The following is a 19,969-nucleotide window of genomic DNA, read 5'->3' as shown; positions in this document are numbered from 1 at the left end:
TCACCGCATGATATTTACGATTAGCTGTTTAGCTGCAAGCCTTCCTGCTGGAGCTGCTGCAACGCATTGGCGGTCGCGGGATTGGCTTTTGCAATCTCGCCGCTCAGTTTGTAACTTTGCGGTACGGTTTGATCCTGCCCGTAGCTAAAGCTGACGTTGCCGAGCAGTTTATTCATGCTAACGCCCGCGCTGCTTGACGCATTGATGATGACCGCTGGGGTATTGAACCCTTCGCTCTTCTTCACCGCCTTCGAGACTTCAATGCTGGCGAGACGCAAATTATTGCCGTCTTTAAATAGCGCGATGACGTCATCCTTGCCGTGCGTCTTGTTCTGAATGCCCTTCTCGATCTTTTCCCGCACATCGTCTTTCAGTTCCAACGAGACCGTCACCGACGCTCTGTCGTTATCCTGCAAGCGGCTCACGATATCCTTCAGCGCCGGATTGTCCGCGATCAGTTGATTGATGCGATCGGCATTGCTCGGCGGCAGCGAAGAAAACAAATGGTTGCCGATCACCTGAAACAGCCCGTTTTCCGTCAATTTGCTGAGGTTGGTATAGGACGTCGTGTGCTTGACGCTATCCAGCGTTGCCCCGTCGCGCTGTGCAACATCCTGCTGCACGTTCAGCTTTTTCAAACTCATTAATCCCTGATGCTGATCGTCGGTTTTTGCCGGTTTATCCGCAAAATGCGCATTCAGGATAGCCAGTTGATCGCCCGGTTCCGCCATGCCTTTCACGCTGTCGATCAACAACTGACTGGCCGGATCGCTAAAGGCGGAAGCCAGCGTCTTGGTCACCGCTTCAATGTCTTTGTTCTCCAGCGGTTCAGCCTTTTTCATGCCCAGACTAATTGACTGGTTAGTACGCGAATCGGTCGCCACATTCACCCCAACGCTGGCCGCAGTGAAGAACGGGACAGTACCATCCGGTGTCGTTCTGGCCGCCCCGGCACTGATAGTGGCATTGAGCCCCGCAGTGGCCTGATTCATAAAGCGCAGACGGTTGTCGGATTCCGTATAGGTGGTGGATTTCTCCCCTTGTGAAACACTGGATGAACTGGTGCCAGACAACACATTAGCGCTCGCCGTCACGCCAAGCGACCCGCGCAGCGTCGCGCTGGTTGGCGCCGCACCTTTTTCCGTCAGGTTGATTCCGCCACGCAGCTCCAGCGCTGCATTGCCATCCAGATTAAAACTGACCGTTTTCCCCGCCTTCACGCTGTGCTGTTCCCCTTTATCCAGCAGGGCAAGTGGGTTGATCGTGCCGCTCGACAGGCCGTCAATAAAGCCGGGCAGTTCTTCTTCGCTGAGGGTAAAGTTCAAGGCGTTTTGCTGCGCCATTTGCAGGCTGGCGGATACGCCGAAGGAGGCACGAACGTCCGGTGTGAAGCTGTGCTTGCTGTTGATGTTTTGCGTCATCTGCGCCGACGTTTTTCCTGTCAGATACTGGCTGACGTCATACCCGCCGGAGTAACTCACTTTCCCAGTAATTCCGCCTGAACGCTCGAAGGCAACGTTGATGCCATTTTCACCGCGAGAAAAGCTCAGATTGTAATTGCGCTCGCCGCTGACGCCGCCGCCCGGCACCGGAGGGAAAGGTAATGGCGTGCCGCTGACCACAAACGACATAGATGCCCCGCCGCCATAGGTCCGGTTAAACGCGATGCTTTCGTTGCTGTCCAATGACAGGACGGTCGCCTTCATTTTATCGATCATGTCCGTCTGGCTGGCCGCCTGCATCACGGTTTTCGAGGTGACGCTGATGGCGTTGTCCTCTTTCCTGAACGCCTTCATAAAGGTTTTAACCGAATCGTAATCCGCCTCCAGCGACTTATGATTGGTGAACCCCATATCAGTCATCTTCTTCACCGGGTTTTCGCCGTAATCTCCCTGTCGCAGCGCGTTAAGCTCCTTCATCATCGAGGCCAGTTCCGCCTCACCCGGTGACGTGCCGGATAGCGTATCGATGCGATCGGTCAGCTTATGCAAGTCTCCCAGCACCAGGGTATCCAGCACCAGCCGCGTTTTCGCCAGTGACAGTGCATCGCTGGTATCTCGCTGCTGCCCAAATGATTCGCTATTCGGCTTTTGGGCTATCGGCGTTTTGCTGTCGACAAAGGCTTTGATCAACGTACCAGCCGTACTCGTTTTCGATGACGGATGACTTTCCATCGCAGCCAGCAGCACCGGGGCCAGATCTTTTTCTCTGCCATGCAGGCTGGCGGGCTTGCCTTCCGTGTTCATGACTCCGTTATCGTTCACCACGCCCTGCTGCCTGCCGATCAGCAGCGCCGCTTTGGCCGAGCTGCTTTCCAGTTCGGTATGGAACTGTTTTAGCAGGTTCACCAGTGGTTTCCCTTTTTCCCCCAGATCCAGCTTGTCTAGCTTACTTGCCAGATCCATCGCCGCACCCTGCGGTTGACCCGTTGTGGCATCCAGCTTTTTCAGCAATTCGGTTTGCATGTCATACACAGGCTTCAGGCCTTCACGTCCGCTGACCTGATGCTGCACATGGTCGGCAAAGGTTTTTAACGGCCGCGGCACGTCCAGGGTGAATGAGACCAGATGGGCTCGCAGCAGATCTGACAGTTTGCTTTTCACCTGCTGCGACTCTTCGCCCGTTTTACCGAGAACCTGAACATCGGCTTTAAATGTAACCCCGGTTAACGGTATTTTTCCCCCTTTGGTCGCCACATCCAGCCGACCAAACACCGTTTCTGCGGCACGTGGCTCTGCGGGTAACGGCGCTTCCCCTTTTGGCACCGTCGTTTTCCACGCGCTCCCTTGCAGGGTATGGAGTTCATGCTCGTCATGCGCCACCTGCACATGATGCTGCGCATTCGTGCCCAGTGAATTCACTTTGCCCTCTGCCGGCGTCTTCACCGGCTGCCAGTGTGCGCTGTCGTGATTCGCCGAATTTTGCCAGTCGGCTTTCGGCAGTTGGAAAAGCTGCCCGTCTTTATTCAGGGCAAAGAGCGTCTGCTGGTGATCCAGCGCGATGTCCTGTATCTCACCGGACAAGCCATTTTTAGGCAGCGCCAGCGGCGGCGCAGCGAGCTTATCTGTGCCCGGCTTGATTTGGTGGAAATGCAGATCGCCCTGCTTATCGACGGCAATAAATTTATTACGGTTGATCACCGCCATCGACGAAACGTCATCGTCCTTGGCAATTCCCGGGAGTGCGGTGCCCGCAGACGGCGTCATACGCACCTGCGGCAGCGTAAACACGGTATTGTCACCGTGCGTAAACGAGTCTGATTTCTGGTTAATGGACAGCGGCTTGATTTCACCGTCTTTTAGCGTGTAAGCCTGATTGTCCAGCCCGCGCTTGAGCTGGCTAGCTTCAACGCTGGATGCCTCCCAGCTTTTGGTATTGCCGTTGTAAAAATGAACTTTGCCTTCCTGTAGACCAACTTGCCCCAATCGTCCCAGATCTAAGGTGTCTTTCGCCTCGGGTGCTGCCGTGGTCAGACCCAGCTTATTATCCACCACCAGACTGTCGCTCAGGTTCCACCCCGGCGTGGGGGACAACCCATTCTGCCCCAGAGGCGCGACGTGCTTTTGTCCCTGACGATCGGTGGCGAGAGCCTGCGTCTGGCCGTGTTCATCGTGGGCAAATCCGGTAATACGATGGTCGTCACCCAGCACCGCATTCAGTTCCGGCGTGCTGACCGGGGTTAATGTGGCGTGCGACGCCCCCGCCTCGGGCAGCGGTGCGTGGTAAAGTTTTCCGTCATTGTCGGCAATCAGCAGGTGTTCTGCGGTTAACCCCACTGCTTTCGCATACACCGGTTCGCCATTGTCAAGCTTGAGATCCACCGGCTGCGGCGCAGCATCCAACGTGCTCATCAGATGCAACTGCGTAAGGTGATCCTGCTCGGTCAGCACGGCAGATTGCCCGTTTTGATTGGCGGAAAACGCCGTAATTTTATCGCCGAAGGCTGATGACTCCGTGCCTGACGACAAATTGCTCAGCGTGTGGTCATCTTTGACCGCATACAGTTGACCATCGCCCTGCCGGGATAACTGGCTGTGGGCGACATCGCTGCTTTGCTGCCAGACGCCAAACTCGGTATTCAGTGCAAAGAGCTTGCCGTCATGAAGGCGCAGTTGCTCACCCGCGCCTGAAGCTGAATCGGGCTGTCGGTGGACACCGGTTAACAGCTCGTGGTTCATGCGTCCAGAGAGCGGCACGCTCGTAGATTCGCCCGAGGTTGCTTTCAGAGAAATACGTTCCGGCGTGGAGCCCAGCTGTACGTTACTCGCGCTCAGCTTGCCCGCTGGCATCGCGCTGCGGCCGCTGCTGTGAAGCGCAATATGCTGATTGTCATCGCTTTGAATCACGAACAGCCGCCCTGATTTGTCGGCTAGCGCGTGCTGCTGTGCATCCTGATTTTCATGATGAGCCACGAACGGCTGGCTATTCTTCCCGATGGTCTGTTGTAACAGCGTGCTCAGCGCCTCCGGCAAACCTTTCCCAAACTGAAGCTTACCGTGGCTGTCCAGCGCGATATCGGGTTTCGCGACAGGTGTAGCGGTATGACTGCCACTTATTTTGATCTCAGCCGCTTCGGTGGAGGCAAAACGCGGCAGGCTCTGGATCGGCCCACCCGATGCCAGCGAATCACGCGGCGCGCGCGCTACGCTCTGACTCACGCCTTCCGCTGAAAATAGTTCGCGCAAGGTCGTCGAGCGCGAATCCTGACTCTTCACTGAACTGCCGCTTCCCTGCTCCAGTTCGGGCGGTTTGTTTTTATCATGCAAACCTTGCTGAATCAGGGATTGCGCGCCTTTTTGGCTCGCGCTGGTGCTACTGCCCTGCGATAGCGATGTGTTAGCTAGCGTAGCGGGCGCAATTTCCGACACGGATAGACCGGGCTGAACATGCTGGATTTTCTGCATAACAGGTTCCAAGAGTGATGAAGTGATCGTATCGGTTAAGTGGTCAGTTTCGCCTTCCGGTTCCCGACATCTTTCTCTTCCCTGAACGGGAACCGCATCACACCTTCCCTCACTTAATACGCAACAGACGTAAGCCTGTTAATGACCTACATTATTCACTTTCAAGGAGATGTTATGGCTGATATGACGATCACGCTCAGCATACAACCCGGCGCAGGCCTGTCATCAACAGGTCTGAATTCCCCGCTGTCAGGCAGCAACGGCGGGGCATCGCCACGCTCTGCACAGCAAGATAGCCAGCTCATGGAGGTGCTGGGCACCTTACTTAGCGCGCTCTTGCCTAATGTGCAGGGCAATACGCCGTCATCAACCGATGGCAGTCCACTGGGCCAGACTGGCTCAGGCAACGGTGGTAGCTCGCCATTAGGACAAAATGGCAACCCTGCCGATATGCTGATGAAACTGTTGGAAACGCTGATTCCGGGCAAAAATGGGCAGGAAGCGGGGAACCCACTCTCTTCCGGTTCGTCAGGCGCGGCAGGCGGCAGTGGCGGTGCCTCACCGATGGCGGGCCCATCCGGCATGGGTGGCGCAGGCGGTGCGCAAAATCCAGAAAATTTAAGCCGTTCTCTCCTGCAAGATTCGGCAGGCAGCGCATTAGATAACGCCATCAGCCCAACCGCAGACGGCGGTGGCCAACTGAGTGGCAACGCCCTGTTGAAAGCGCTGATGGAATTGATCGGCAATCTGATGGATTCACAGAAAGGTGAATTCGGTCAGCCGCAAGAAAAAGGACAGTCACAAGGTGGCGGATCGCCATCGGTGGGTGCGCCGCAGGCTTCCTCCGGCGGTGGCGGTGGATCGCCTGCCGCGCTGTCTGCACCTTCTGCCGGTGGTGGTGGTTCACCTGCTGCACCATCAGCGTCGTCTTCACCCGTTGGTGGTAACGGCGGCGGCGCATCTGCTCCACTAACAGCCGCACCAATCGGTGTTGATGGCGGTTCGGCAGCATCGCCGACAACGTCAACAGCAGGTGCTGGTCCAGTTGCCTTCCCGAAAGCCAGCGGTGATGCCACCGTGGTCAATGACACCATCAAAGTCGGCCCCGGCGAAGTCTTTGATGGCGGTGGAAAAACCTTCACTGCCGGTAGCAAGTTAGGCGACGGTGGTCAGGCTGAAGGCCAGAAACCGGTCTTTGAACTGGCTCCAGGCGCAACGCTGAAAAACGTGGTGTTTGGTGATAATGCGGCGGATGGCGTACACGTTCGCGGCGATGCCAAAATTGATAACGTACACTGGACCAACGTGGGTGAAGATGCGCTGACGGTAAAATCGAATAACGGTAAGCCAGCCAACGTTGAAATCACCGACAGTAGCGCTCAGGGCGCTTCCGATAAGATTTTCCAATTGAACGCGGATGCCAACCTGACCATCGATAATTTCAAAGCGAAAGATTTCGGTACGTTTGTCCGCACCAACGGTGGGCAACAAGGTAACTGGAACTTGAATCTGAGCAACATTGATGCAGAAAACGGCAAGTTCTCGTTCGTGAAAAGCGACAGTGAAGGGTTGAACGTCAAAGGCAGCAACATCAACCTGACGAACGTCAATAATCACTACAAAGTGCCAGATTCCGCCAACTTACAGGTGAAGTAAGATGCCAACCACAATGACATCTCCCGCACCGACACGCTGGGCGGATCTTGCCAGACAAGGTGGATACATTACGCCGGCACAACGTGAATCGTTCACGCAGGCTATCCATCTGGTGAGAACACAGTTGAACACGGTACTCAGCCAGTCAGGATCGCTGCGACGGGGTGAGTTCGAGTTCGATGCGTTTGTGGATTCGCTGGAGCAGGATTTTCTACATCAGGCCGACATCCATACGAAAAACGGGCTACACAGCGACGTGGCGCAGACCTCGTTCTGGGTCGCCCGCCTGATCGCCGATCGTTTTATTGCGGTGCGTCAACTGTAATACGTGCGCCATTACCGCACCGGGGAAAAGCCAGCCAGGGAAACCTGTGCTGGCTTTTTTAGTTCAGTTCGATAGACGTCAGGCGTGAATGTGAATAAGTCATCACCCAATGGTGACCGTTCCCCCACCAATCACCACGCCACCACAACTCACACCATCCCCCGTTCGTGCCGCGGGTTTACCGTCAATAAATACACTCGATGAACCACCGCTAATGCTCCGAGCATGACCGTGGGGAACCAAAGGATCGCCTTGTCGAGCCAACGGCATACCATCAACCTTAACCGTCGATGACCCCACCGCGACGGGCGTCGGCGGATGACTACCGTGACCGGTATCGCTATCGCCTAATTTAACTGCGTTACCCATTTTTATCCCTTGTTAATACATCCGTTACAATATCGGCATCAGCAAGCTATTTGCTTCAGCAACATTATCCAAAACGATCTCTCATAGAGTGTGCGAGTCGTTCTTGAATAAGATCTTTTTAGTCAGTCAATTTAAATGTTGGAGCAAACCAATTTATTACTTCAACATTTTCTGGCATTTAATTTCATATGACTGGAATTACTTTTCCATCAACAAAAGCAAATATTGGGGAGTAGTATCCCAAACTATCATCCCCATCCTCATCTTTGACTGAATAAGAAAGAGGGGATATAGTGGGATCTGATTTATTAATAAAAAGAACCATTCTATTTTTATTTATAACTTCAATTTCATAATCGTTCCAGTTTATGGGGATCATTTTAAATGATTTACTTTTAAAATCATCTATGAAATTTCGGTCATTATATATTTCATCAATGGAACTGCCCGTTGTCATTGCCCATGTTTGTAAAGATTCATTAAGATATTTTTTTATTTCCACATCATTTTTTTCAGCCAACAGATGCCAGAGATCGAGATAGGCAATTTTTAACGCCTGAATCTGCTCGGTTTTTTCCGGTGAAAGGTGTGGCTTTTGTCCATTTCCACTCAGGGATATTCTTAAGATGGACTTTTTTAGTAAACTGATAGAGTTCCATACCAGCAGGGAAATAGTTATCGATCAGATAATTCGAAGGAAAATGCCCCATCTCAACCTGCTGCGCAGTGACTTTTTTTACGGTAACTTTTTCAGTTTTAGCGCTGTCCGTTTCTCCTCCAGATGATACGTAAGGAAGACCATCTTGACCGATAGCGATAGTAAACTGACTCAATACCTTGGACTGCTCGCCTTTAAACGCGGTTAAAGCCACTTTACATCTTGCATCCGGTTTAAACACCTTGCGGGTTTCATTATCGATAGCCTCTTTTGAGAACCAGCCCAGCGCACCTATTTCAACCGTAATCTCATTTTCGCCATTTTCCAGAAATAACAACGCATTGGTGCTGGAAGTGCCAAACCCTCTCCCGGCCACCGCTGAATCTCGGTTATCCATCCCCAGTACACCGTTGGTCTTGATGGCGCAAAACGCCGAGTTAATATCAAATACGCTGCGAATTCGTAACGGTTCCTCAGTAGCATTAGCGGTAGACATCATGATTAGCCCCACAAAAACCACGTGCATACATTTACGCCATTTTCCCCTCATGATTTCTCCCGACTTTTTCTCTATACCGCGTTCAGAATTGGTAGCCTGATTTACCGAATTTTTATAAGCTATCACACACATTAGTAATAAAGTAAAATATTGATAAAAATTATTCTGCCAATCGTTAAGGATACTCATCACTGACTTTTCCATTACTTAGATTAATAACATGAATCACTGGAGTAAGTTATTCACTCACTCCAGATATTAGCGAATTTAACCTTCCCTAAAATTAGATAACAGGAATAAACTTACCATCAATGAAGGAAAAAATTGGTGAATATCCTCTAAGCCGCTTACTGCCATTTTCATTTACTATAAAATAACTTAATGGAGAGAAACTTGGATCAGATTTATTTATAAAACGAACCATTCTATGATTATTCATCACCTCAACTTCATAATCATTCCAGTTGATGTTAATCATTTTAAAATTATTACTTTTTAAATCATCTACAAATGTATTACTCTTGTAAACATCATCAATATTATCCCCAGTAGTCATTGCCCATGCTTTCAAAGACTCATTAAGATATCTCTTTATTTTTATATCATTCTTTTCTGCTAAAAGGTGCCAGAGATCGAGATAAGCAATCTTTAGCGCCTGAATCTGTTCTGGCTTGCCCGTGAACGGGGTTGCTTTTGTCCATTTCCACTCAGGGATATTCTTAAGATGGACTTTTTTAGTAAACTGATAGAGCTCCATACCAGCAGGGAAATAGTTATCGATCAGATAATCCGAGGAGAGATGTCCCATTTCAACCTGCTGTGCTGTGATTTTCTTTACCATCACTTTTTCAGGTTTAGCACTGTCCACTTCCCCGCCTGATTGCGCATAAGGAATACCGTCTTTACCGATAGCGATTGCGAGCTGGCTCAATATCTTCGACTGTTCACCTTTAAACGCAGTGAGGGCCACTTTACACCCTGCATCCGACTTAAATGCCTTGCGTCCATTATCATCACTAATATTTTCCTGTGAGAACCAGCCCAGCGCTCCTATTTCAACCGTAATCTCATTTTCGCCATTTTCCAGCGCAAGCAATGCGTTAGTGCTGGATGTACCAAACCCTCTCCCAGCCACCGCTGAATCTCGGTTATCCATCCCCAGCACACCGTTAGTCTTGATGGCGCAGAATGCCGAGTTAATATCGAATACACTACGGATTCTTAACGGTTCATTAGCTGCGTTGGCGGTAGACATCATCACTCCTGACAGTATTAGGCATTTCCATTGAAAAAACTTCCCCATCATGCGCTTTCCTTGTATTCCTAGCGTTTTGGATTGGATCCCATGGCCCAGGGTTCCTGACTCGTTTTTTGCACTGCATTATATTTGGGATTCGATCCCATTGCCCACGGCTGGGCAGGTATCACTTCCGGCTTAGTAATGACTCTCTCTTTACCAAACAAATTAATTCTCATCGCAGACTCATCCGCTTTTAGTGGCCCAGCCAGTTCGGTTGTTGATTTGTATGAATATTCATCGTCCGTACTGCCTTTCATACCACGGTCTGGTGATGATTTAAAATCAGCCATTAATGCTACTTCAGCCGTAATACCATCGTGGTACCCCACCAAATCGATACCATCATCATGCGGATCAAGCTTCATTCCGGCTTCTGTTTTGAGTACGCCTAGGGCCTTTAGCGCAATTTCTAAAAATAGCACTTTTGTTTCAAATGATTGGCTGACAACCCCTTCTAGAACAAAAGCCAGCTTATTGTTGTCGTCCTCTGGCGCGAAGGTCCATTGTGCTTGCTTATAGGCCGCGCCGACAGAAAAATGCAGCTCTGCCGTCAATTTTATATAACACTCGAGGGAACTGCCGCCCTTCGCGATATATTCCCGGCACTTCGCGGCAATACGTTCTACTTTACAGTAGGCCGCCAGAAGCTGTATCAGGTCTATTTTCATACTCATGCTAAGGAAGGGTGCCGCGTAAAGCCCCATAAAATGCGTGGCATCATCAACACGGTCTTTGCACTGATACGCGTAGGATACCCCCAGATTAATTGGCTCAACGGAGAAATCAAACAGGCGATACTCGCGCGTTCCCTTTTTTTCGGGGTCGGGCTCAGGCAGGAGATATTTGTTGATATTCGATAAAAAGCGCTCTACTTTGCCAATCTGTTCCAGTGTCTTGACCGTTTTGACTTTATTACGCGTCATCTCAGCAAACTTAGCCGAATATTCCGTACCACCGATTTTCAGCCCGTACTCAATATTCAGCTTCTGCTCCTGCGTGATTTGAAACTGATCGGTCTGCAATGTCCAGCCACTCCGCAGTTTATTGCCGTTTTTAGGCTGGGTATTCTCCATCTTTTTTCTGGCCGCCGCCTGTTCATCCCGCCGCTCTTTCCAGGTGCGTTCTTTTCCCATTAGTTCATAGCTGAAACCAATAATAGCCCGTAGCTCCACTTCAGGATAAACATCTATTTGTGCATAACTCGCTTTCCCCGTACAGCCCTGCGTAATCAACTGATAACGATGGGGAGCGGCAATGGCATCAGAGGGCAAATGAATACGATTGAAATAGGACCATATCGGATCGACGGGCGGATCATCCTGCTCACTATCAGCAGGTTTCTTGTAATAGAGCGTGATGGGGTTTGGCGTTCCGTTCTTTAACGCAATTTTCTCATTTCCACTTTCCAACGTGGCCTGCGGACAAGTTGGCTTCTCGCACTTCCCTTCTATTTTTATCGTTCCCTGACTGCCGGTTCCATCATCCAGAACTTTGAGATGAATGTTCTGCTCCACAGGCCAGGCATGCGTTTTCTCATCGAATGCATCGAGCGTTATCTCATAAGTACAGGGATCGGGATTATTGCAATTTGCGCAGGCACTGCCCGCCGCAAGTGAGACTTTTCCTTCAGACATACGCTTTTCCTTTAGCGGGGAATATATCCCAATGTATCTTTAAGCAAACGTTCAACCCGGTAATGGCCGGGAAAGCTTTCATTACTTAATAAGTCCTGCCATACCGCAGGGAGTTTTTTTATTGAATACATCTCTTTTTCTATTAACAAATGCAGTAATCCGCGAATAGCGCGATCGTCTTCAATGCCTTTTGCCTTACAAAAATGATAACACTCGCTCACAGCCTCTTTGACTGTGAAGCGCTCTGGCTCATCTCGTGAGTCATGATAGCTCTCATCCGTCTGGCTCATTTTCCATTCGGGAGTATGCGGTACAACATATTGTATTTTTTCTGCGTATTGAGTAATCGTTTTAGTCGTTAACCCCCCGATGTATTTCATTTCAGCACAGTGATTCAGTAAATCAAGTTGTGGCTGGCTGATTCTGAGCAACTTCATTCGGCTTTTAGCCGTTGGCGGAAACTGGGCACGGATGGGCTGGAAATGCTCTTCCCGGATTATTTCATTATGGACAGTCATCATTTTTTCAATCGGGCCCATAAAACAATGCAATTCCCATTCACTCAGAACATGGCATAAATCCCAAATATTTCGTGGATCATAAAAGCGGAAAAACACGGGTTTATCTTCTGAGGGAAGAAGTACCTGTAAATATTTACGCAAATGTTGGCGTAAATCCTTCATACTCACCGACGTAAATAAATATATTCCCCACGGAGAAGTTTTATTCACCAACCAGGATGAAACCTCATGCGTGACTTCAACTAAATAGGGAGCCAACGGGACTAACTCCTGCTGTAATGGCTCTGCATATAAGCAACAATGCGGCGGATCGTATTCAGCCAAAAAATCCAGTAGTCCCTCTTCAATGGAACCGTCGATAACGGCATATTGTACGATTTCACTCACTGTTTTCTTTCTCCTTTACCGGACAGTGCGCTACAAACATCGTCCCTGCGGCGGCGGCCGCTTTCAATATCGCCGGATCGGCAGGGAGTGTAACATCGCCCGGGCTGCCACCTGAATTCAGGTTAATCGCCGGTCCTTTGATGTCCACCCCGCCAGCGTGGATGACCACAAAACTGCCCCCGACTCTGAGTGTCAGTTTGCTGCCGCTTTGCAGCGTCAGATCGCCATTGCTGTCCACGCTGAATACGCCGTTGATTTTCTGCGTCAGATCGCCCTTAACCTGTATACCCTGATCGCCTTCGGTCAGCGATAAATGATGGCCTGTGGTTTTGTGATCCTGACTGCCTTCCACCGTGACTTTACGATTGTTGGCGACCACCAGTTCTTCATCATGTCCGATACTCGTTGTGCGGTTATAGTCCACGCGCTCATCTTTAGCATTGAGCACCCGCACCGCCATATTCTTCTGGGCGTGAAGGAAGATCTCTTCGTTATCGGTCGCATCCTCAAAGCTGAGTTCGTTAAAACCTTTGCCTTTATGGGTTTTGGAGCGAAGCGTGGTACGCGTTTTGTTAGCAGGCAGCGGATACGGCGAGGGATTGGTGGCGTGGAAAGTACGCCCGGTGACAATCGGCTGGTCCGGATCGCCTTCAAGGAAACTGACGATCACTTCATGGCCGATACGCGGGATGGCAATCATGCCGTACTGGCCGCCCGCCCAGCCCTGGCTGACGCGCACCCAGCAGGAACTCTGGTCATTGCTCAGGCCGTAGCGATCCCACGGGAATTGCAGTTTCACCCGACCATACGGGTCACAGTAAATCTCTTCCCCCGTTGGGCCGACGACGGTAGCGATTTGCGGGCCGTCCACCATCGGTTTGTAGGGCATGCCAGCACGCCACGTCGTCGTGCCTTTCACCACGGCAAAACTGTTGCTCATGGTCGTCGGTTCGCCGCCGCTTTCCTCTTCCAGCGCCTGCGGCTGTTGTCCGACGTGCGTCACGCTCACCGTCTGCCATACCGTATTCAGTGCCGCATTCGGGTGCTCCGTCAGCGTAAAGGTGTTGCCCGGCATCAGCCCCGCACAGTTGGATTCCCCTTCGCTCGTCACCGCCCCTGAGCGCAGCGCATCCAGCCGGTAGCCGCTGAACGCCTTGCCGCTCGGGTCTTGCTTATAGCGCCCCGGATAGTCGTAATGCTGATAGCTTTCGCGCTGGTGCGCCAGCTCGCAGCTCATTTTCTTGTGCGACAGCCCGTAAGCCGGGGTCTTGAAGCTGTAGTCTTTCAGCTCGACTTCGGCCGTACTCACCCGCTCCGCGTAGTGGAAGCGCCGGACATATTCGCCCTCACTCAGCCCCTGCGTCGCCAGATTGAAGAACAGCTCGGGGCCTTTGGTCAGTGCACCCGCATCGTCAGCAAACACCACCCGGTGTTTACCCTCTTCGTATTCGTGGAAGAAATACAGGCCCTCCTCGGCGGCCAGCCGGGTGATAAAGGCTAAATCGCTTTCCCGATACTGCACGCAATATTCGCGCACCGCATGCTCGTTACGCAGCGCAAAGGCGTAGTCGGTGATGCCCGCTTCCTCCAGTAGCGCCCCGATAATCGCCTCCGGCTTCTGCGCCTGAAAGATGCGGGCGTTGGTGCGTAATCCCAGTCGCCACAGCGCAGGACGGACTTCTATCTGATAGCGCGTGCGCCGGAATCCGGTGTCACCCTGCGTGAAGCCACTGATAATCCCGCTGACCCGACGTTTCAGTTCGCCTTCATACCAAATCATCAGCTCGCACGGCTGGTCCAGCACCGCGCCGAAATCGACATCTGGTAACGTGCTCGCCAGACTCAGCGACAGGCTGAAAGGCCGGTTCAGACCTTCATCCAGCCTGAAATCCACCACCGCGAAAGTGCCTGCTTCCAGGGCACCGACCTTTACGGTGAACTGTAATCCTGTACTGTTTGCCATCGGCTTTCTCCTTATTTTTATTCTTGCTCTGCCGCCACGGCTACCGCATACACCGATGCGTTCCGCCGCTCCCCTGATGAAAAGCAAAATGCTTAAACTGTGGTCTGAGTCTGCTCACACCACAGTTCACGTTGATAGAGCATCACATTGATAAAACAAGACGTTATAAAGACGCCATAGTGGCTAAAAACGCTGCGTGGGTGAAAAGCGCAAAACATTTAAGCCGAGCAGAGAGTCGGTGTGTTCACGTCGTGGAAAACAAGAAGGTCGCAGGGTTGAAGCAGTGTGAAGAGTGATGAAAGTGTTCCATGTGGCATCCTTGACGCTATTCCTTTTAAGAAAATACGCGTAAAGGATAACAAGATGTTCATAGTGCTAATAGCGCAAAAAAAGGACTAAAATCGAGTAAACCAATTGATTTGAATTGAAATAATCACATTAAAACTCATAACAAGAGAGCAGTGCTTCCGCCCTGCTCCCTGTCGTTTTTTCGCTTTAGCTGGAGAGCTTTTGCAGCCCCATATTGACGATGCGGTCACCAATCATCGCCGCATCAATGCCCAGAGACGAACCGCCATTGCCACGAGCGTGCAGGTTAGTATTGCCGGTGTCACCCGCCACCGCGCTCTTGATCATGCCGACCGCCTTCATGAATTTATCCATGCTGCCTTTGGTCATGCCGTCATCATCCGGCTTGCTCAGCGCTTTCGCCCAGGATTTGTCATCCTGCTTCGCCGTCTGCCAGTTATCTTTCTGGTATTCCGGCTTACCGAAGACTTCAGGATATTGATCCATAAACTGACCAATTTCTTTCGCCATCGCCCGGTCTTCTTTATCGACGAAGTAACGCGTCGGGCTGTCGTTGTGCGTGCTGATGTTGTTCAGTTCCTGCAAACCGGCTTTTTGCCCAACGTTCATCCCCAGCGTGCTACCCAGTTGATTGAACGCACCCGCACCGCTCAGGCCTTGCAGACCGTTATTGCCCAGTTGCAGCGGTGGCGTTTGCCCTTTCGTCTGGCTCAGGCCGTTGCTCAGAATAGCGGATAGCGCGTCATTAACGCCTTGGGTATAGGCAGAAATTTCCGGCGACGACGGCTGTTTGTTGCCGAAAAGTCCCCCCTGCTGCTGCGACATGCCGCCGCCCAGCAAATCTTCCAGCGCGCTAAACAGCAAGCTACCCATCATGGCCGATGGATTCATGGCATTCATACCGGCACCCAGCGCCCCGCCTAATCCACCGCCGAGCGCACTGCCCAGCCCGCTGCCAAGGCTACTACCGAGACCGCCCCCCAGGCCACCACCCAGCAAACCGCCGCCGAGCCCGCCCAGGCTGCTGCCTAAACCACCGAGCCCACCGCCCATGCCGCCGCCCATCATGCTGCCCATGAACATCATGGTTGTCATGATATCGGACAGTTTTTCTGCGATGTTGCTACGCTGGCCACCAAACGCTGACTGCGATGGCGATCCGCCATTTTGTGAAGACTGAGATTGAAATAAACCGCCGTTACCGCCCGCCTTGATCGTGATTTGCAGAGAGGTTCCGCCACCAAGAGAATTAAGCATAATGTTTCCTCAATGAGTAAATGGGTTATGAAAGCGCCAATGATGTGCGGTCAACCCGCGTGATTGTGACACTCCCCCATTAAGTGATTTCCTTGCGTGCTCAGTTCCCGTCTTATGCACGAAAACGCATGACTTTTTCAGTATTCAGCGCGGCGGCAGACCGGCCAAACGCCACAGTTCGTCGATTGCCGCAACCGACTCAGCCAATGTGGATAACGCGCGACGTAACCGCAAATGTTGCTGTTCATCCAGGCTCAGGCCGCAGGCAAACAGCGCATCGGCCTCCAGAAAGCGGCGTTGTAAAATTTGCCGCAACATACCGGGGTAATGTCGGGCGGGAGCCAGCGTTAAGGTGAGCATGGACTTATCCGCCGACACCGCCGTAAACCACAGCGTGACGCCCGACTGTACCGGCCAACAGGCCGTCGTCGCGGTTTTCAGCGCAGTGAGGAAATCATGCTGATTATCGAATACCGCCACGGGTTCATTCATCCACGCTAACTCTGCTGTAATCCGCCGGGCTGCTGCGCAGATCGGGCTGCCACCAGATGATGAGCTGCCGCGTTTCCGGCTGCGGACGACAAGTCACCGAGGCGCAGTTGGCGAGCTGTCGGGGGGTATTGCAGGCGCTCAGCAAGAGTGCGATCAGCGCGACGAACAGTGCTTTATGATTCATGACCATTTCCTGTTTTAATTGGAATCGCTACTGAGATGTCAGCAGGTTACGTCGGGCGGGCTGAGGCGTTAGCGCGGGCTGCAACGCAAGGAATACCTCGCTGGACTCCCCCGGAGCCAGCGTCGTTTTCGGCCACACCGCCACCGCTAACGTACGGCTACTGGCACAGGCGGCTTCATCAAAACGCTGCGGCTGTGTGCCGCCGTTACGCACGACGCCAACGCTCAGGCGCACCTGACCATTGCTATACCACTGATAGCGCGAACTGTCGTAGATCAGGCCCGACTGCGAGCGGCATACCTCTCCCAATCGCGTACCTTTACCGTCTGCCTGAAACCCAGCGGGCAGTTGGCGGCTGGCGAGATCGCGAAACGCGCCTTCAATCAGGCTATAGAGATCCGTTTTACCGTTGCGCTGCGCGACGCGGTTCATGGCGCCGTTCAACTGCTGACGATTGGCGGAGGACACATAGCGCGTGGGATCGGTTTGATCGCCGACCAGATGCGGCGTCAGGATAAACAGGCGCTCACGGCGCGAGACTTCATGGCGCGTCGAGGTAAACAGTTGCCCCAGCAGCGGGATATCCCCGAGGATCGGAATGCGGCGATCGCGGTCACCGCTCTCTTCAACGTGAAAACCGCCCAGCACCAGCGCACGGTTCTCACCAATCAGCGCCTGCGTGCTAACCGTGCCGCGTTTCACGCCCGATGCTTCACCTTCACGGCCTGTCTCCACCTGACCGTCTTCGATATCGATAACCAGTTGGATGCTGCGCTGCGCCCCTTCGCCGATCACGCGCGGCGTCACCTGCAGGCTGGTGCCCGCCGTTACAGGTTGAATGTCCGCGACGCGTTCGCCCGTCGCCGTGATGAACGCCGTCCGGCTGAAATCAACAATCGCGGGCTGATTTTCCAGCGTCAGCACGGAAGGATTGGCGACGATGGACGCCGTTCCTTCCCCCTCCAGCGCCTGAATATCGGCGAAGAAGCGTTTGAAATCGCTGACAAACAGGGTGCTCCGCCCCATCATCATGGTGCTGCCTGCGCTCACATTGCCGAGCTGCGCCTGCCAGTTCGCTTCCAGCCGCGACAGTGCGGTTCGGTCCACATCCAGAATAATGGCATCAATGTTGACCAGATTTTGCGGTACGTCGATATGGTCGACGAGCTGCTGATACTCCGCACGGCGTTTTTCATCGTCCCGAATCAACAGCGCGTTATTACGCACATCGGCGGAAATCTTGCCACTTAGCGTCACACGGCCTGACGCCTCACCGTTGCGACCTGGGTTGTTGCGGGTTGCCAGCCGGGTCATCAGCGAACGCGTACTCTCCCGCATCGCTTCCATGCCGTTATCCGGCTGCACGGGCATCGGGCCGGATGCACCTGCCGGTGCCGCACGCTGACCATCCATCAACTCATTGAGAATGGTCGCGACGCCGGGAATGGTGACTTTTTGATCGCGATATTGCAGCGTCCGGTCGGATACCGAGGCATAGCGCAACGGAAAAATCATCACCTTGCGCCGTTCGTCCTGTTTTTCCCGCTGCTGGCTGAAATTACGAATCAGATCGATATACGCCTGCGGGCCGGTGACCAGCACCACGCCCTCTTCCGGCAGTTCCCCCCAGCCGAAGCGCGCATCAAGCAGCCCGATACCGCTGAGCGCCTGTTTGATATCGGGCGCGGCATCCGGGGAAATCTCCAGCCGCACCGACGCCTGTTCATCCTGCGGGCTGACATACAGCGCATTGTTATACACGAACCACTGAAAGCGATGCTCCAGCGCCAGCCTGTCGAGGAATAGCGTGGGGTTATCCGCGCGGATTTTCGCCGTAACCTCATTGTCCGCAATATTGCCCAGCACCAAATCCACGCCGTGGCTGTTGGCAAAATCCGTCAGAATCGCAGACAGCGGTGTTTGCTCGGCAGAATAGGCATACGCGCCCTTGTTCCAGTCAGCTGGCGTGGCAGCATGCGCCAGCGAAATCATCCCATTCACCGGGATAATCCCCATCAGCACTACCGCCCAGCAAAACCAGCGATAGACCGCCAGAAAAATGCTATACGATCGATGACGTATCAGTCCCTTACGCATGTCGTTCTCCTTGCAAAAAAGCCAGCGTGTTCAGATTCAGTGGAGCGGAAACGGGCGTTTTCGCCCGCGGCGTGAGCAGGCTCAGCCAGACGTCCCGTTGGTTAAGTAAGGTTTCCAGGCTGCGGCACAGCTGCATGACGTCATCGGCATCGGGCCGCATCCATAGCCAGAGCTGTTCATCCTGCGGGGAGAGCGACAGGATGGCTGTGTCATCCTGAAACTGGGTGCGGGCGGCATCGGCCAGCTGTAAGGCGCGCGCCAGCATCGGCTCATCGGGCAACGTACACAGCGGAATGGCCGCGCTGCACGCCACGCCCGACGACTGCCGCACAAGCGCCACCGCCCCGCCATCAATGTCCAGCTTCAGCGTCGGCGTTCCGCCATTTAGCCAACGCTCCAGCATCGCGGCCAACTCAGTTGAAGTCATTGATGATGGCCTTTGCCAGACCGTGCTTCACGCTCAGCAGCTGTCCGACCGCCCAACTGGCATTGGAATAGTCCATGCTGGCTTCAAAAAAGGCATAACTGTCGGCCTGGCTGGCTCCGCCTTCGGCAACGTTCAGCGCAATATCATCCAGTTGTTGCTGCGAATCGACCAGGTGTGCGTCAAGGCGACGCTGAATGGGGTTAAGGGACATAGCACGCTCTCCTCATAGGGTATTTTCCTCACAACACGGTTTGGGTCGTTAACGAGAACGTTGGTCGTAAACCTGAGCGTTCTCGTCATTGACTCAATAGTGAGTGGTTAACCCCGGCGTGCAGTTCCCTTTCGCGGGCAGTGATTTCACATCGCAGCGGGATATTCAGGAGGAATCAGCTGTGCCGTCGCCTGCCGCCAGCTCAGCGACATCACGCCATGCGCCGTAATCAGCTTCATGGCATCGCTATCCAGCGCGTCATCGCTGGCCAGACGCCACTCAAGATGCGCATGTGCATCCAACCAGTGCTGTACATCGGCAAGCTGGGCGGGATGGCAATACAGTGTTCCCCGACTTTCTCCCTGCTGTTGCTTCAGCAGTTGCCGCAGTAAAGCATGATGGCGCGACGGCGCAGGCGTTTTATCCAGCAAATGCGCCAGCGCATCGCGCAGCAGCTGTCCGGCTTGCGTAATCATGATCTTTTCCAGATCCATTCGGTCTTGTCGAACACCCTGTAAGAGCGCGTTTGCCTGCTGCCAGAATTCCGCTTCTGCCTGTTCGACCGCCTGCTCACCGAGCATTCGGGCACGTTCATGCGCCTGTGCCACAATGTTATCGGCCTGCGCATTGGCTTCTTCCCAGAGTGTCCGGCTGCGCCGATGCGCCGCGACGCGCTCCGCCGGAATAATCACCGTTTCATCCCGACTGCCGCCGGGTAATGTCGCAAACGTCTTCGTCGTCAGCATGCTTCGTCCTTAGCAAAATGAATAGAAATG

At 53.1% G+C, this 19,969-nt stretch carries 17 protein-coding genes; 2 read left to right on the top strand and 15 right to left on the bottom strand.

Features of this window, described 5'->3' with window-relative positions; translation table 11 throughout:
* Positions 1-20: 20 nt before the first annotated feature.
* Positions 21-4,904: an AvrE-family type 3 secretion system effector gene (locus ACIPUG_RS01305; RefSeq protein ID WP_400336995.1), complete on the bottom strand. Its 4,884-nt coding sequence runs from the start codon at positions 4,902-4,904 to the stop codon at positions 21-23.
* Positions 4,905-5,078: 174 nt separating this feature from the next.
* On the opposite strand from ACIPUG_RS01305, the gene ACIPUG_RS01300 reads away from it, so the two are divergent.
* Positions 5,079-6,560, top strand: a complete 1,482-nt coding sequence (locus ACIPUG_RS01300; protein WP_400336993.1) for a pectate lyase — start codon at positions 5,079-5,081, stop codon at positions 6,558-6,560.
* Position 6,561: 1 nt separating this feature from the next.
* Positions 6,562-6,885, top strand: a complete 324-nt coding sequence (locus ACIPUG_RS01295; protein WP_161509231.1) for a DNA-binding protein — start codon at positions 6,562-6,564, stop codon at positions 6,883-6,885.
* Between the two features lie 102 nt (positions 6,886-6,987).
* Here the strand turns inward: ACIPUG_RS01295 and ACIPUG_RS01290 are convergent, their stop codons facing one another.
* The 14 genes from ACIPUG_RS01290 to sctL all read right to left on the bottom strand — a co-directional run bounded on the left by ACIPUG_RS01290 (position 6,988) and on the right by sctL (position 19,939).
* Complete coding sequence (locus tag ACIPUG_RS01290; protein ID WP_039280524.1) at positions 6,988-7,254, bottom strand: type VI secretion system PAAR protein; 267 nt, start codon at positions 7,252-7,254, stop codon at positions 6,988-6,990.
* A 184-nt stretch (positions 7,255-7,438) separates the two neighbouring features.
* Positions 7,439-7,774: a hypothetical protein gene (locus tag ACIPUG_RS01285; protein ID WP_400336990.1), complete on the bottom strand. Its 336-nt coding sequence runs from the start codon at positions 7,772-7,774 to the stop codon at positions 7,439-7,441.
* Positions 7,767-8,600 (bottom strand): hypothetical protein, encoded by an 834-nt coding sequence (locus ACIPUG_RS01280; RefSeq protein ID WP_400336988.1) that lies wholly within the window; start codon positions 8,598-8,600, stop codon positions 7,767-7,769. The genes ACIPUG_RS01285 and ACIPUG_RS01280 overlap by 8 nt, the downstream gene beginning before the upstream one ends.
* Positions 8,601-8,694: 94 nt before the next feature.
* Positions 8,695-9,717, bottom strand: a complete 1,023-nt coding sequence (locus ACIPUG_RS01275) for a hypothetical protein (RefSeq protein WP_400336986.1) — start codon at positions 9,715-9,717, stop codon at positions 8,695-8,697.
* A 17-nt stretch (positions 9,718-9,734) separates the two neighbouring features.
* Complete coding sequence (locus ACIPUG_RS01270) at positions 9,735-11,345, bottom strand: hypothetical protein (protein WP_400336984.1); 1,611 nt, start codon at positions 11,343-11,345, stop codon at positions 9,735-9,737.
* A gap of 11 nt (positions 11,346-11,356) precedes the next feature.
* The gene (locus ACIPUG_RS01265) at positions 11,357-12,253 is read right to left on the bottom strand and encodes a DUF4123 domain-containing protein (protein WP_400336982.1); all 897 of its coding nucleotides are present in this window, start codon (positions 12,251-12,253) and stop codon (positions 11,357-11,359) included.
* Positions 12,246-14,216, bottom strand: coding sequence for a type VI secretion system tip protein TssI/VgrG (gene tssI / locus ACIPUG_RS01260; RefSeq protein ID WP_400336980.1), 1,971 nt, complete (start codon positions 14,214-14,216; stop codon positions 12,246-12,248). The genes ACIPUG_RS01265 and tssI overlap by 8 nt, the downstream gene beginning before the upstream one ends.
* Positions 14,217-14,711: 495 nt before the next feature.
* Positions 14,712-15,782 carry a type III secretion protein HrpN gene (locus tag ACIPUG_RS01255; RefSeq protein ID WP_400336978.1) on the bottom strand — a complete coding sequence of 357 codons (1,071 nt, stop codon included), beginning with the start codon at positions 15,780-15,782 and terminating at the stop codon, positions 14,712-14,714.
* A gap of 144 nt (positions 15,783-15,926) precedes the next feature.
* Positions 15,927-16,274: a hypothetical protein gene (locus ACIPUG_RS01250; protein ID WP_014915538.1), complete on the bottom strand. Its 348-nt coding sequence runs from the start codon at positions 16,272-16,274 to the stop codon at positions 15,927-15,929.
* The gene (gene hrpT, locus ACIPUG_RS01245; RefSeq protein ID WP_379057977.1) at positions 16,267-16,458 is read right to left on the bottom strand and encodes an HrpT family type III secretion system protein; all 192 of its coding nucleotides are present in this window, start codon (positions 16,456-16,458) and stop codon (positions 16,267-16,269) included. Before hrpT ends, ACIPUG_RS01250 begins: the two co-directional genes overlap by 8 nt.
* A 27-nt stretch (positions 16,459-16,485) precedes the next feature.
* The gene (gene sctC, locus ACIPUG_RS01240; RefSeq protein WP_379057975.1) at positions 16,486-18,555 is read right to left on the bottom strand and encodes a type III secretion system outer membrane ring subunit SctC; all 2,070 of its coding nucleotides are present in this window, start codon (positions 18,553-18,555) and stop codon (positions 16,486-16,488) included.
* Positions 18,548-18,982, bottom strand: a complete 435-nt coding sequence (locus tag ACIPUG_RS01235) for a type III secretion system chaperone (RefSeq protein WP_094370254.1) — start codon at positions 18,980-18,982, stop codon at positions 18,548-18,550. The genes sctC and ACIPUG_RS01235 overlap by 8 nt, the downstream gene beginning before the upstream one ends.
* Positions 18,969-19,193, bottom strand: coding sequence for a type III secretion protein HrpF (locus ACIPUG_RS01230; protein ID WP_009112566.1), 225 nt, complete (start codon positions 19,191-19,193; stop codon positions 18,969-18,971). Before ACIPUG_RS01230 ends, ACIPUG_RS01235 begins: the two co-directional genes overlap by 14 nt.
* A 146-nt stretch (positions 19,194-19,339) precedes the next feature.
* The gene (gene sctL / locus ACIPUG_RS01225) at positions 19,340-19,939 is read right to left on the bottom strand and encodes a type III secretion system stator protein SctL (RefSeq protein WP_039558462.1); all 600 of its coding nucleotides are present in this window, start codon (positions 19,937-19,939) and stop codon (positions 19,340-19,342) included.
* Positions 19,940-19,969 lie beyond the last annotated feature (30 nt).

This window comes from Pectobacterium sp. CHL-2024, assembly GCF_044751765.1.
Taxonomy (GTDB): Bacteria; Pseudomonadota; Gammaproteobacteria; order Enterobacterales; family Enterobacteriaceae; genus Pectobacterium; species Pectobacterium brasiliense.
Note: the sequence above shows the minus strand (reverse complement) of the source record. Positions and strands in the feature narration are given on the sequence as shown.